The organism is Pseudoclavibacter endophyticus (genome assembly GCF_008831085.1).
In the GTDB taxonomy this organism is placed as follows: domain Bacteria; phylum Actinomycetota; class Actinomycetes; order Actinomycetales; family Microbacteriaceae; genus Pseudoclavibacter; species Pseudoclavibacter endophyticus.
This window is the reverse complement of the sequence record NZ_WBJY01000001.1, coordinates 1,510,383-1,524,114: the sequence shown is the minus strand read 5'-3', so window position 1 is coordinate 1,524,114 and position 13,732 is coordinate 1,510,383. Positions and strand designations below refer to the sequence as shown.

Here is a 13,732-nt window from a genome sequence, read left to right as displayed (position 1 = left end):
GCATCGACGTGCACGCAATCCTCGCTCCGATCCCGGGGCGGACCAGTATGGGAGGACCTATGCCGAACGATCCGTACGAGAAACTCGCGCCCGTGCCGAAGCTCGCCGTGCGCGCTCCGTTCACGAACGGCGACACACTGCCCGACGCGAATGTCGCGCCGAGCCACGGCGGTCAGGGGAGGTCGCCCGCACTCGAGTGGGACGCCGTCGATGGCGCCGCGGCCTACCTTGTGACCTGTTATGACCCCGACGCCCCCACCATGAGCGGGTTCTGGCACTGGGTCGTCTACAACATTCCCGGCGGCGTGACGTCGTTGCCCGAGGGCGCCGGGACGGGCGACGAGGTCGACCTGCCCGAGGGCGCGAAGGCCGGCTTCAACGAGACGCTGGGGCGCGAGTACCGCGGCGCCGCGCCGCCGGCGGGCCACGGGCCGCACCGCTACTTCTTCACGGTTTCGGCACTCGACGCCACTCTCGACATCCCCGACAATCTCACGGGTGCACGCGTGAACTTCATGGCCAGGGAGCACGTCATCGCACGGGGGCACGTCCACGCGGTCTTCGAGAACACGGGCGCGTAGGGCACTGCAGCGCCGCGCACGTTGGCGCGGTGCTGGCATGCGCAAATCGCCCCCTCGCTCGGCGAGGGGGCGATTCGCGTTGGGGCCGCCCTTCGCGGGTGCGCCCGGGTGCGCGGTGCGCCTTACACGTCGCCGTCGGCGACGTCGGCCGCGCCGTCTGTCTGCGCCTCGATGACGGGCGCGAGGGACAGCTTGCCGCGGTCGTCGACCTTCGTGATTTCGATCAGGATCTTCTGACCGACGGAAACGACGTCTTCGACGTTCTCGACGCGCTTGCCGCCCGCGAGCTTCCGCACCTCGGAGATGTGGAGCAGGCCGTCCTTGCCGGGCAGCAGCGAGACGAACGCACCGAAGGTCGCGATCTTGACCACCGTGCCGAGGTACTGCTCGCCGACCTCCGGGTTGGTGGGGTTCGCGATCGCATTGATCGCGGCGCGAGCGGCTTCGGCAGCAGGTCCGTCGGTGGCGCCGATGTAGACCGTGCCGTCGTCCTCGATCGAGATGTCGGCGCCGGTGTCGTCCTGAATCTGGTTGATGACCTTGCCCTTGGGCCCGATCACCTCGCCGATCTTGTCGACGGGCACCCTGACCGTGATGATGCGCGGTGCCGTCGGCGCCAACTCATCAGGCGAGTCGATGACCGCCGTGATGGCACGGTCGAGGATCTGTACGCGGGCGTCATACGCCTGGCGCAAGGCACGGTCGAGCACCTCAGAGGGGATGCCGTCGAGTTTCGTGTCGAGCTGGATCGCCGTCACGAACTCCTTGGTGCCGGCGACCTTGAAGTCCATGTCGCCGAGTGCGTCTTCGGTGCCCAGGATGTCGGTGAGGGCCGCGTAGCGCGTCTCCCCCTCGACGGTGTCGCTGACGAGCCCCATCGCGATGCCCGCAACGGGGGCGCGCAGAGGAACACCGGCGTTGAGCAGCGAGAGCGTCGACGCGCACACCGAGCCCATCGAGGTGGAGCCGTTCGAGCTGAGCGCCTCCGAGACCTGCCGGATCGCGTACGGGAACTCCTCGCGACTCGGCAGCACGGGCACGAGGGCCCGTTCGGCGAGGTAGCCGTGGCCGATCTCGCGGCGCTTGGGACTGCCGACACGACCCGTCTCACCCGTCGAATACGGCGGGAAGTTGTAGTGGTGCATGTAGCGCTTCGACGTGACGGGCGAGAGGGAGTCGATCTGCTGCTCCATCTTCAGCATGCCGAGGGTTGTGACGCCGAGGATCTGCGTCTCGCCGCGCTGGAAGATCGCCGAACCGTGAACGCGCGGAACGACGTCGACTTCGGCATCGAGCTGGCGGATGTCCGCGACTCCGCGGCCGTCGATACGTTGGCCGTCGCGAAGGATGCGCCCTCGGACCACGACCTTGGTCACGGCCTTGTAGGCGCCGGATACCTGCGCGGCGATCGACTCGTTGAGCTCGCCCGCCGAGACCTTGGCGGTGATCTCGGCCTTGACTTCGGACTTGAGCGCGTCGTCGGCGGCCTGACGCTCGAGCTTGTCGGCGATCTGGTAGATCTCGCTCAGCCGGTCATATGACAGGGCCGCGACAGCGTCGTAGGCCTCCTGCGAGTACGGCGGGAAGACCGGGTAGTCGGCCGTCGGCTTCGCGGCTTCTGCGGCGAGCTGTTCCTGGGCCTTCACGAGCTGCGACAGGAACGGCTTGGCCGCCTCGAGGCCCTGGGCCACGACGGCTTCGTTCGGCTTGGTCGCGCCACCCTGGATGAGGTCCCAGGCGCTCTCCGTCGCCTCGGCCTCGACCATCATGATGGCGATGTCCTCACTGCCGTCGGCGCCGCGAACGATGCGACCCGCGACCGTGAGGTCGAAGACTGCCTGTTGCAGCTGCGTGTGCGTGGGGAACGCGACCCACTGGTCGCCGATCAGGGCAAGTCGAATGCCGCCGATGGGTCCCGAGAAGGGAAGTCCCGACAGCTGCGTCGACAGCGAGGCGGCGTTGATCGCGAGCGCTTCATAGTGCTCGTCCGGCGCAACGGCGAGCACGGTCACGACGACCTGGATCTCGTTGCGCAGGCCCTCGACGAACGAGGGCCGGAGCGGACGGTCGATCAGCCGGCAGGCGAGAATCGCCTCGGTGGACGGTCGGCCCTCGCGACGGAAGAACGAGCCGGGGATCTTGCCCGCGGCATACGAACGCTCTTCGACGTCGATCGTCAGCGGGAAGAAGTCGAGGCCCTCGCGGGGCTGCTTCGATGCGCTCGTTGCCGAGAGCAGCATGGTCTCGTCGTCGAGGTACGCGACGGCCGAGCCCTGCGCCTGCTGAGCGAGACGGCCGGCCTCGAACCGGATCTTTCGGGTGCCATAGCTGCCATTGTCAATGACGGCTTCGGCGAAACGGATTTCTGGACCCTCCAAAGGGTACTCCTTACGTGCATTCACGCAGGAAGGGCGGGGGGCAGAACCTGAAACGGTCAGGCTGATCGTCAGTCGAAGCATCCCGCACGTCTCGCCGTCGACGCCCGGAACGCCACCACCGAAGACCAGCAGCCCGCCGACCCGCGTGCGAGTTTGGGGTGTTCGTGGTGTTATACCGCCCACCAGCCTAGCAGCCGGGTGCCTTCCCGGCGCCGAGCACGCGGCGGGTCCGGGCACACGGCGGACGCTGCCCTCAGCGTGCGCGCTCGAGCGCGGCCGACAGGTCGGCGATCAGGTCGTCTGCTGCGTCGATGCCGATCGACAGCCGCAGGAGGCCGTCGCTGACGCCCGCGGCCTCTCGGGCCTCGGGTGTCATCGAGGCGTGCGTCATGGTCGCCGGATGCGCCACGAGCGACTCGGTTCCGCCGAGCGACTCGGCGAGGCTGAAGAGCTCGAGGCCGTCGGCGAATCGGCGAACGGCGTCGAGACCGCCCTTCAGCTCGAACGACAGCATCGCGCCGAAGCCGAACTGCTGCGATGCGGCCAACTCGTGGCCCGGGTGTGATGGGAGCCCCGGATAGTAGACGGCGGCGAGGGCGTCGTGCCCCTCGATCGCCTCTGCGACCGCCTGGGCGACCTCCTGATGACGCCGCCACCGCACGTCGAGCGTGCGCAGTCCGCGCAATGCCAGGTAGGCGTCGAACGGGCTTCCCGTGAGTCCCAGCACGTTCGCCCACCAAGCCGCACGCTCGTGGAGCTCGGTCGTCTTCGCGACGACAACGCCCGCCACGACGTCGCTGTGGCCGTTGAGGTACTTGGTTGCCGAGTGTGCGACGACGTCGACACCGAGCTCGATCGGTCGCTGGCCGAGCGGCGTGAGGAATGTATTGTCAGCGCCGACGATGGCGCCGACCCCGTGCCCCGCCTCGGCGAGAGCCCGCAGGTCGCTGATGCGCAGGAGGGGGTTCGACGGCGTCTCGAGCCACAGCAGCGCGGGTTTGATCTGGGCGATGGCGTCGAGCGCCGCCTCGGTCTGCGTGAGGTCCACCGTCTCGATGCGCGCGAAACCGTTCGACTGCAGGGAGTCGAACAGCCGCCACGACCCTCCGTAGCAGTCGTGCGGCACGACGATCGTGTCGCCTGCACGGATCGACATGAACACGGCGAGGGTGATGGCGGCCATTCCGGTCGACACGACCGTGCCTCCGGCCCCGCCCTCGAGGGTCGACACCGCGTCACCGAAGAGATCGCGAGTGGGATTGCCCGCCCTCGTGTAGTCGTATGGCCGCGGAGCGCCGATGCCCTCGAACGTGAAGTTCGACGAGAGATAGATCGGGGGCACGACGGCACCGTGCGTGGTGTCGCTTTCGAAGCCGGTTCGGAGCGCACGGGTCAGGGGCGAGAAATCGGGCATGGCGGAAACCATATTGGGTGAGCCGAGCGGGCAACGAATCGATGTGACGCCGGGTTGCGGACCGATGGGCGTCCTGCCCCGCGCGCACGAACGGCCCGCATCCGGGCGTGGATGCGGGCCGTTCGCGTCAGCGCTGCGGTGCTTGGCGTGCTAGCGGCGCAGGCCGAGGCGCGCGATCAGCGAGCGGTAGCGCTCGATGTCGATGTCGCTGAGATAGCTGAGCAGTCGACGACGCTGACCCACGAGCAGCAGCAGGCCGCGGCGCGAGTGGTGGTCGTGCTTGTGCGACTTCAGGTGCTCGGTGAGGTCGCGGATGCGCTTCGACAGCAGGGCGATCTGGACCTCGGGAGATCCGGTGTCACCGGGGTGCGTAGCGTATTCCTCGATGATGGACTTCTTGACGTCGGCAGGCAATGCCATGGCGTGAACTCCCCTTCGTCCGTTGCGCGGTGTCAACCACCCGATGTGGAAGACGCTCTCGATCCGCGGCCGATTCACGGCAACCTCACGATGCTAGCACAACGACGCCACCCCGGGCGCGCGAGCCGCGCGGATCCGGAGCGGCGAGCCGTCGGGTGGGCTCAGCGAACGCCCAGCAGGTCGATGACGAACACCAGCGTGCGGCCCGCGAGCGGGTGTCCGCCCGACGTGCCGTAGGCGAGGGCGGGCGGGAGGACCAGCTTGCGGCGACCGCCGACCCTCATGCCGGGGATGCCCTCCTGCCACCCTTTCACGAGGGCGGAGAGCGGGAACTCGATGGGTTCGCCCCTGCTCCACGAGGAGTCGAACTCGTCACCCGATTCGTAGTCGACACCGAGATAGTGCACCTTGACCGTGGAGGAAGCTGCTGCCTCGTCGCCGTCTCCGACGATGAGGTCTTCGATCTCCAGCTTGTCGGGAGCAGGGCCCTCGGGAAAGTCGATCTCTGGCTTCGTGCGTTCCGTATCGCTCATGGCAACCATCCAAGCATCTCGAGGTGCGACCGCGCTGGTCGCCGCGGTGCATTCATCACCGCGCCGAGGGCGGGCCCGACGGGCCCGTCGGGCCCGCCGGGGACGGTCCGTACGGGCTCTGGCCGGTGCTGGACGCAGGAGGCCGGCTCCCCTGGTCCGGGAACGGCGGCTGCTGCCGCGGGCCTGGCGCCCCCGCACCGGGTTGCTGGTACGGACCCGGTTGCTGGTACGGACCCGGCTGCTGGTACGGACTCGGCTGCCGATGCGCGCCGGGCTGCTGCTGGCCCTGGTACGGGGACGCACCCACGTGCGGCCGCTGGAATTGCGGGCCGGCAGACGACTGATAGGGCTGCGGCATGCGGGGTGGCGCGTTGGTCGGAACCGCAACGGCGGGGGCGGCCTGCATGTGTTGGACGCCCCCGGGCTGTGAGCGATTCAGCACGCGCCGGATTCGTGTCAGATCCGAGAGCAGTTCCTGCTCCGCACGCAAGGACGCCTGGTTTCCGGGGCTGTGCAGCACTCGCGTGCGAACGTGCGCGAGTCGCGTCGACTCTTCGATGAACGTTCGCATAGCGCGCACGGCCTCCGGGCCGGCCCTCCTGGCCCAGGCGCGCGCGCCGCTTCGGCCCTGCATCGACGAGAGCATGTCGACCTCTGCGCGCGAATACCAGCCGACGCGCGCGTATTCGCCCAGACGCTCGCGAAGCAGCTTCCGGTCACCGCGGCGGAGCATGACGACCATGATGATCCACGCGATGAAGATGGGCACCATGACCAAGAAGAACAGCAGCGCGAGGTAGCCGAGCGATTGCGCCGGGTCAGCAGCCAGGGAGTCGGCGAGCGTCGATCCGCCGTTCCAGACGAAGTGCACGAACACCGCGGGAGCGAGCCCGACGAAGAAGCCGCCGATCGCGCCGCCCATGCCCCACTTGCGGGCGGCGAACCCGATCGCGGCGCCGGTGAGCGACGCGCAGATCGGATGCAGAAGCGGCATGGCGACGCCCCGGATGCCGAACTGAAAACCGATCGACACGACGCCGGCGGCGGCGCTCTGCTCGAAGCCGGCGGCCGCCTGGCTCGAGAAGTACAGGATGTTCTCCGTGAAGGCGAACCCCGCGCCCGAGAGCGCCCCGAACACAATCCCGTCCGTCGGACCGTTGAAGTGCTTTCTGGCGACGAAGAAGATGATGAGCACCCCGACGCCCTTGAAGAACTCCTCCACGAGGGGCGCCTGCACGACGGCGCCCCACCAGTCGGGCAGCGGCGGCAGCGCGAACACCAGCCAGAGGACCTCTGCCGCGAGACCGAAGAGCAGGGCGCCAGCCGTTGCGATGCCGGCGCCCCACAGCAGTGCCCCGAACAACAGCAGTTTCGGTTCCGGCTCCCACCGGTCGATGAACCAGACCACGAGCCACACGAAGGCGAGCGTGAAGACGGCCAGGACGATCGATACCAGGACCAGCGAAACGCTCGACTGCACGAGTGCGAGGATCAAGATGGCGATCGTGCCCAGGAATGCGACGCCCATGATCGCGATCGTCACGACGGTCATGAGTGTGTTGCGTTTCGGCGGCAGTTCCTCCACGAACTGCGGCCCCAGGGGCAGCCGCTGGTCGGCGAACTGCCCGGACGGATGCTGGCCGGGCCCCACCCCGTGCTGCTGATGCGGCGGCGCCGAGTGCGCGTTCGGTCGCCCGGGCTGGGGCGGCATGTACGAGGTCATTCCGTCGCTTCCTGAAGTTCACGGCGCCGCGCGAGCACCTCGTCGAGCAGGGCTCGCTCGGCGATGCGGCGGTCTGGGTCCTTTTTGTCGATGCTGGCATGTTCGCGCGCGTAGGCGAGCCGCGTCGCATCGCGAATGAAGCCGGTCATCGCCCGATGCGCCCTGGCGCCGCGCTTGCGCGCCCACGCCAGCGCTTTGGCACGATTGTCGAGATCGGTCAGCATCCGCAGCTCACTCGCCGTGAACCACCCAGCCTCGGTGTATTCACGCAGACGGTGGCGAGTCGCCGCCCGGTCATCGTCGATGAGCCGCAGCACGAGCCAGGTGCACGCCGCGAACAACGGCACCTGCGTAAGCACGTAGAATGCGATCCACCCGACGGGATTGTTCGGATTGATGCCGAGCATCGGCAGCACGAGCACGCTCCCCCCGTTCCAGAACGCGTGGGTGAGGATCGCGGCGAGGAGACCTGCGAGAAATCCGAGGACGATCCGACCGATCCCTGTGCGACGCGTCGCCCAGCCGACGCCGATGCCGATCAGGCCGGAGAACAGCACGTGCGCGAACGGCGCAAGGATGCACCGGACGACGAGCACCCATACGAGGCTCACACCGGTATCGCCGGCGCTCGCGAAGTAGACGATGTTCTCGGTGAAGGCGAACCCGGCGCCGATGAGTGCGCCGTAGATGAAGCCGTCGACCGGCCCGTTGAACTCACGCCGAGCGAGGGCGAGGATGACGAGGATGCCGACCCCCTTGATCAACTCCTCGATGACGGGGGCTTGCACAACCACCGCGTACGTATTGACCTCGCCGACGGTGCGCAGATACCGAGCCGCGACGGTCAGCATGAAGTTGCCGGTCACCAGCGTGCCGAGGATCGACGCCCCCGCCCCGTAGAAGAGCGCGAGGGCCATCAGGATGCGCGGTTCCGGCTCCCAGCGGTCGAGCCAGACGATGATGCTCACGACGATCGCCAACGGGACCAGCGCCGGGATCGCCATCACGATCGCGGAGACCTGCAACGTCACGAGCAGCCAGGCCACCACGATGAGCAGACACACGATCGCGACGGCGAACACGGCCAGCCATGCCATCGGCAAATGGCGACGCGGCCTGATGACGGCAGAGTCGGTCGTGTTCGACGAGGTCACGGGTCCTCCTGTCCGCGGCGCAGAGGCCACGATAACGCGACGACGCAGCGCCGTCACCGATCATGGCATCCGCCTCAGTCGGCCGTCGCACAAACCTCCCCCGGCCGGATGACGCCGGCGAACGCGCCGGCCCGCGCGTGGCGCCCCGGGCGTCTGCCCGGGTTCTGTCGATACGCTGAACCTATGAAACGCGTGATCCTCGTGCTCGGTGCCGGCTTCGGCATCGGCTATGTGCTCGGTGCCCGCGCCGGACGCGAACGCTACGACCGCATCGTTGAAACGACGAAGCGCGTCGCCACGAGCGAGCAGGCCCGGCGAAGCGTCGCGGTCACCCAGGAACTCGTCGACGAAGCGACCCCGCTCGTCATCTACCAGGCGCGGCACTACGCGACACGGGCCGGCGAAGCGTCCAAGCGCGCCGCCGCGCACCTCGGCGAAGGGGCGCAGCACGTCGCTGCCTCGGCGTCCGACACCGTCACCGGCGTCTACGAACGACTGACGACGGGCGCCGACGACCTGTCGGCGCGCGTCACCCACACGACAGAGGAGCTCCGGGCTCGCAGCGAAGAGCTGCGGCGTCGCAGTGAGGAGCGAATCGACGACTTCGGGAAACGCGTGGAAGAACAGGTCGAGCGGGGCCGCGCGTCGCAGGCCGAAGGGCTCGTTTGGGCCGGGGATCTCCGCGAGCAGGTGCTCGCGGAGATCGTCTCCGACGAAGACGACATGCTCGAGCCCGCGGACCGGGATGACGCCGCCGCCCGGTCGGCGGCGGCCGACGACCAGCCTGAGCCCGAGCGTCCCTGACGTAACGCGGCGCCCCGGCTCCCGCTATTGCCCTTCGCGCTCGTCGGCGCGGTCGAGTTCCGACTCCATCGACGCGACGGTTGCCGCCGGGAGCAGGTTGATCGTCCCCGTCGCCGGCTGCGCGCCGCTGAGCTGCGTGGGAACGAGGATCGCGGCGACCTGCTCGTGCGTGAGCAGTCCCCGCTCGACCACGAGCTCGGCGATCGGGCGCTGGCTGGCGAGCGCGTCCTTCGCGAGTTTCGCCGACTCGGCGTAGCCGATGAACGGCGTCAGCGCCGTCACGACCCCGACCGAGGTCGAGACCATGCGCGCGAGGCGCTCCTCGTTGGCCGTGATGCCGTCGACGCAGTTCACGCGCAGCGTGCGTGCCGCGCGGCGGAGCCACAGGGAGTTCTGCATGAGCGAGTGCATCATCACGGGTTCGAAGGCGTTGAGCTGCAACTGCCCGGACTCGGATGCCATGGCGACCGTGACGTCGGTGCCCGCGATGACGTAGGCGACCTGATTGACGGCTTCGGGAATGACCGGGTTCACCTTGCCCGGCATGATCGAGCTGCCCGCCTGGACCGGTGGGAGATTGATCTCGCCGAACCCTGCCTGCGGGCCCGAGCTCAGCAACCGCAGGTCGTTGCAGATCTTCGACAGCTTCATCGCCGTGCGCTTCATCACGCTCGAGAGCGACATGAACACGCCGGTATCGCTCGTCGCCTCGATGAGGTCGTGCGCGATCCGGAGCTCGTCGTGGGCGGTGATCTCGCGCAGGTGGCGGATCACGGCGGGCCCGTAGTTCGGGTCGGCCGTGATCCCGGTGCCGATCGCCGTCGCGCCGAGGTTGAGCTCGAGCAGCAGCGGCAGCACGTCGCGCAGCCGACTGATGTCCTCGCCGATCGTGGTCGCGAACCCGTGGAACTCCTGGCCGAGCGTCATCGGCACGGCGTCCTGCAGCTGCGTGCGACCCACCTTGAGCACGTTCTTGAATTCGACGCCCTTCTGGCGGAACGCGTCCTGCAGCAGCGTGAACTCGCTGATGAGCCGCTCGGTCGCCCCGACGAGGCCGAGCTTCACGGCCGTCGGATACGTATCGTTCGTCGACTGCGAGCGGTTCACATGGTCGTTAACCGAGATGTACGCGTAGTCGCCGAACGGCCGGCCCGCCAGTTCGAGGGCCCGGTTCGCGATGACCTCGTTGACGTTCATGTTCGTACTGGTTCCGGCACCGCCCTGAATGACGCCGACCACGAACTGATCGTGGAGCTTGTGCTCGATGATGTCCTGACATGCGCGGTCGATGAGATCCGCGCGCACCGGGTCGAGATCGCCGAGCTCGAGGTTCGCCCGCGCGGCCGCCTGCTTCACCTGGGCGTAGGCGACGATGAGATCGGGATAGACACTGATGGGACGTCGAGAGATCGCGAAGTTGTGTACCGCGCGGGCCGTATGGATGCCCCAGTAGGCGTCCGCGGGGATCTGCATCTCCCCGATCGAATCCCGCTCGGTGCGGAACGCGTGATCGGTGGTCGAAGTTGACTGAGCGGCCATGCCGGTCTGCCTCCAAAGGAGTCGAGGTGAGCTGTTCCGCGCGGCACCACCTTAGCCCCGGATGCCCGCCGCTCCTCCCGAGGCGCGGGCGCGTTGCCGGTCACGATCATCACCGGCTACGCGACCTCGGTGCGAAGCGCCTCCTCGAGCATCGCCGCGATCACGTCGACCTGGATCGAATCGCTCGAGTGCACCTCGTCGTCGGCACCGTCGAGCGCGCGCGCGGCGAGGCCCTGCTTGGCGTCGATGAGCTCGGCGATACGCGCGTCGAGGGTCTGTGATGCGACGACCCGCCACGCCGTCACGGGCCATTCCTGGCCGATGCGGTGAACGCGATCGATCGCCTGTGTCTGTTCAGCCGCCGTCCAGCTCAGCTCAGCCAGCACGACGTCCGACGCGGCCTGCAGGTTGAGGCCGACGCCCGCCGCGAGGAGCGAGCACACCGCCACCTGCACCTTCGGGTCCTTCTGGAACGCGTCGATGGCGGCCTGCCTCGCGATGCTCGACTGATCGCCGCGAATCGAGACGTAGGAGATGCCCAGTTCCGCGAAGGTCCGCTCGGCGATGTCCATGGCCTCGATGTGCTTCGCGAAGTGCACGACTTTCCCCGCGGACCGCGCGACCTGGCTGGTGTACTCGGCGGCGAGTTCTGCCTTCGCGACGCCCAGGCGACGCTGCATCGCAAAGATGCTCTCGCCCTTCGAGGCCGTCTTCGATTCCTCGACCTCGGACCGGGCGATCATGCGGATGCGCTCGGGGTCGATCGTGTCGGGCTCGAGCCCCGACGCGGCGACGAGACTCCGGTACCGGGCGAGCAGGCGGCGCGTGAGCGCGACCTCCGCCGACCGGATCGACGACCCCTCCTCGCTGTCGAGCTCGATGGGCATGTCGACGACGCGCTTCGCCGGCAGGTCCCTCGCGACATCGACCTTGCGGCGACGCACGATGCCGAGGTCGATCACCGTCTGACGCGCAGCGGCCAGAAAGCCCGGGTCGGACGGGACAAGACCCGTCTCGTCGAGACGGTCGAGCAGCAGCTGGCTCGGCTTGTCGCCCTCGAGCCAGCCGAGGAACTGCCAGATGGCTTTGAAGTCGTCGACGTCATTGATGAGCGGGGTGCCGGTCAGCGCCATCATGAGCGGAGCCGACGTGGGCGAGGATGCGCGGACGTGATCGGCGAGCTGCAGGACGAGTCGCGATCGCTGCGACTGCAGGTTCTTGATGAAGTGCGCCTCGTCGACCACCATGCTCTTGAGTCCGAGCTCGAGCAGCCACCCCAGGTGTCGGTCGAGCACCTCGTAGTTGACGATGAAGACGTCCGCGAAGCCATCGACGTCGCGGCCGTCGCCGGTGATGACGGTCGACGTTCGCTGTGGGGTCCAGCGGGCGACCTCGCGGGCCCAGTTCGTCTTGACGACGTTGGGCACCACGCAGAGCAGAGGGTAGGCATCGGCGACGGAGGCGGCGAGCACCGACTGCGCCGTCTTTCCGAGGCCCGGCTCGTCGGCGAGCAGAAACGTGCGGTGCCCTTCGCGAACGGCCTCGAGCAGGCCGATCTGGTGCGGCATAAGCTCGAGCGCCGGCGGTGAGAGGCGGTCGTACTTCGGCGCCGGCGGCAGTTGCATCGACGCGGCTCCGCCGCCCGCGCCCGTCTCGAACGCGCGAAGCAGCGGACCGAGGAGTTCCCAGTTGCTGAGCCGGGAGTAGTGCGGCGCGGGCGCGCGCGAATTGAGATCGGGCGCGTGGAAGGGATTCGACCGCACGCGGGATTTCACGCTGACGGGCACGACCTGCCGCTCGGCGATCTCTGGCGGCACGATCCGCTTGACCGGCTCGGGCCCCGGTGTCTCGTCGACGATCATGTCGACGCCGCCTGCGAAGAGTAATTGCTTGCGCAGGGCCCTGGCCTGCTCGCTGACGGGTGCGTCGGGCTGCAGGAGCGTGACGAGCGACGTGTCGCGCGCCGCGGTCTTGGCGAGGATCGACGCGAGCCCGTCGAGTCGCTTGAGCGCCTCCTGCCGTTCGCTGTCACCCATCTCGGTGTCGGCGCGCGCACGCGCGCGCTCTTCGCGCATGAGCAGCGCGATCACCTGGAACTTCGTACGGTTCGCGGGTGAGACCCGGCCCCGCTGCGCCGCGGCCTCGACTTCGCGAGCCGCCTTGGCGAGCTGCGGGATGACGCCGGTGTTGTCGACCTGACGTCGATGACGGACGGCCTGGCCGGTACCTCCGGCGTGGGCGCGAGCCTGTCGTGACATGCCCCTCCTCGGTGCGAAAAACCTTCCGCGAGTGCGGTGTCGCGGCGCATCCTGCTGCGCCGCTCGCGGGAACCCTCCCCGCAGTGAGCCGGCCCCTACGGCCGCCCCGATGCTCGCGATCGTGATCGGAGCCAATCACCGACGCTGCCGATCGCTTCAGATCACGACGCCCAGCGGCGGTTCCGCACAGTTTACGCCACTCCGGGCGCGAACCAGGCACGCGGCTCGCGACCGCGAGCCGAGCACGTACACACCTCGTCGGTGGAATACTGGTCGGGTGCGCGAACCGACCGAATCCGAACGGCCCTCCTTCACGCCGTCAGCCCGCATCTCGGGTGACTGGAGCGCGCACATCGCAACGACCCTCGATCGAACCGCCGACGCGCTCGCCGAGCTCGTGGCAGAGCAGTGGGAGGCCCCGAGCCTCTGCGAGGGCTGGCGCGTCCGCGACGTCGCGGGTCACCTGGTGTGGCGGCTCGGCGAGCCGATCGGCGGGCTCATGCGATCGGCGTCGCGCACGATGATGACCGAGCGTGTTGGCTTCGACGCGGCGATCGCCGAGCTCGCGCGTCGCGAGGCCGAGGCGCCGACCGACGATCTCATCGCCGCGCTTCGACGCATCGCGGAGACCAAGGTCTACCGCCGCGGACGCACCGGCATCGGCGAGCTGACGGAAGCCGTCGTGCACTCGATCGACATCTTCGAGGCGATCGGCGTGCCCCTCCGGCTCAGTCCCCGGTCGACGAGCGCCGTCGCCGTTGCGCGTCTCAAGACTCGACTCGGGCCGTCCGCGCGGGCTGCGCGAGGCCGCACGCTCGTCTCGACAGATGCACGGTGGCGCATCGGGTCCGGAGAACCCATCGAGGGCACCGCCGCGCAGCTCGTCGCGGCGCTGTACGGCCGCATCCCGCTCCCCTCGTAGCGGCGG

11 protein-coding genes are annotated in these 13,732 nt (G+C 68.5%); 3 read left to right on the top strand and 8 right to left on the bottom strand.

What is annotated here, in order from left to right:
• Window positions 1-59 precede the first annotated feature (59 nt).
• Window positions 60-581, top strand: a complete 522-nt coding sequence (locus tag F8O04_RS06810) for a YbhB/YbcL family Raf kinase inhibitor-like protein (protein WP_158028513.1) — start codon at window positions 60-62, stop codon at window positions 579-581.
• A 122-nt stretch (window positions 582-703) separates the two neighbouring features.
• Here the strand turns inward: F8O04_RS06810 and F8O04_RS06805 are convergent, their stop codons facing one another.
• The 6 genes from F8O04_RS06805 to F8O04_RS06780 form a co-directional block, all read right to left on the bottom strand.
• Window positions 704-2,959, bottom strand: a complete 2,256-nt coding sequence (locus F8O04_RS06805) for a polyribonucleotide nucleotidyltransferase (RefSeq protein WP_158028512.1) — start codon at window positions 2,957-2,959, stop codon at window positions 704-706.
• Window positions 2,960-3,212: 253 nt separating this feature from the next.
• Window positions 3,213-4,373 carry a cystathionine gamma-synthase gene (gene metB / locus F8O04_RS06800; protein ID WP_158028511.1) on the bottom strand — a complete coding sequence of 387 codons (1,161 nt, stop codon included), beginning with the start codon at window positions 4,371-4,373 and terminating at the stop codon, window positions 3,213-3,215.
• Between the two features lie 150 nt (window positions 4,374-4,523).
• Window positions 4,524-4,793 (bottom strand): 30S ribosomal protein S15, encoded by a 270-nt coding sequence (rpsO, locus tag F8O04_RS06795; RefSeq protein WP_158028510.1) that lies wholly within the window; start codon window positions 4,791-4,793, stop codon window positions 4,524-4,526.
• 161 nt (window positions 4,794-4,954) lie between these two features.
• On the bottom strand, window positions 4,955-5,326 hold the full coding sequence (locus F8O04_RS06790) for an FKBP-type peptidyl-prolyl cis-trans isomerase (protein WP_158028509.1): 372 nt from the start codon (window positions 5,324-5,326) through the stop codon (window positions 4,955-4,957).
• Between the two features lie 55 nt (window positions 5,327-5,381).
• Window positions 5,382-7,049 carry a PrsW family intramembrane metalloprotease gene (locus tag F8O04_RS06785; protein ID WP_158028508.1) on the bottom strand — a complete coding sequence of 556 codons (1,668 nt, stop codon included), beginning with the start codon at window positions 7,047-7,049 and terminating at the stop codon, window positions 5,382-5,384.
• Window positions 7,046-8,203: a PrsW family intramembrane metalloprotease gene (locus F8O04_RS06780; protein ID WP_158028507.1), complete on the bottom strand. Its 1,158-nt coding sequence runs from the start codon at window positions 8,201-8,203 to the stop codon at window positions 7,046-7,048. Before F8O04_RS06780 ends, F8O04_RS06785 begins: the two co-directional genes overlap by 4 nt.
• Window positions 8,204-8,386: 183 nt before the next feature.
• Between F8O04_RS06780 and F8O04_RS06775 the strand changes: the two genes are divergently transcribed.
• Window positions 8,387-9,007: a hypothetical protein gene (locus F8O04_RS06775; RefSeq protein WP_158028506.1), complete on the top strand. Its 621-nt coding sequence runs from the start codon at window positions 8,387-8,389 to the stop codon at window positions 9,005-9,007.
• Between the two features lie 24 nt (window positions 9,008-9,031).
• On the opposite strand, the gene F8O04_RS06770 is transcribed toward F8O04_RS06775, so the two are convergent.
• Together F8O04_RS06770 and F8O04_RS06765 are read right to left on the bottom strand one after the other, a co-directional pair.
• Window positions 9,032-10,546: an aspartate ammonia-lyase gene (locus F8O04_RS06770; RefSeq protein ID WP_158028505.1), complete on the bottom strand. Its 1,515-nt coding sequence runs from the start codon at window positions 10,544-10,546 to the stop codon at window positions 9,032-9,034.
• 116 nt (window positions 10,547-10,662) lie between these two features.
• A complete protein-coding gene (locus F8O04_RS06765; RefSeq protein WP_158028504.1) occupies window positions 10,663-12,804 on the bottom strand; it encodes a DEAD/DEAH box helicase in 2,142 nt (713 codons plus the stop codon).
• 277 nt (window positions 12,805-13,081) lie between these two features.
• Here F8O04_RS06765 and F8O04_RS06760 point away from each other — a divergent pair, with 277 nt between their 5' ends.
• Window positions 13,082-13,726, top strand: a complete 645-nt coding sequence (locus F8O04_RS06760) for a maleylpyruvate isomerase family mycothiol-dependent enzyme (protein WP_188726227.1) — start codon at window positions 13,082-13,084, stop codon at window positions 13,724-13,726.
• Window positions 13,727-13,732: the final 6 nt, after the last annotated feature.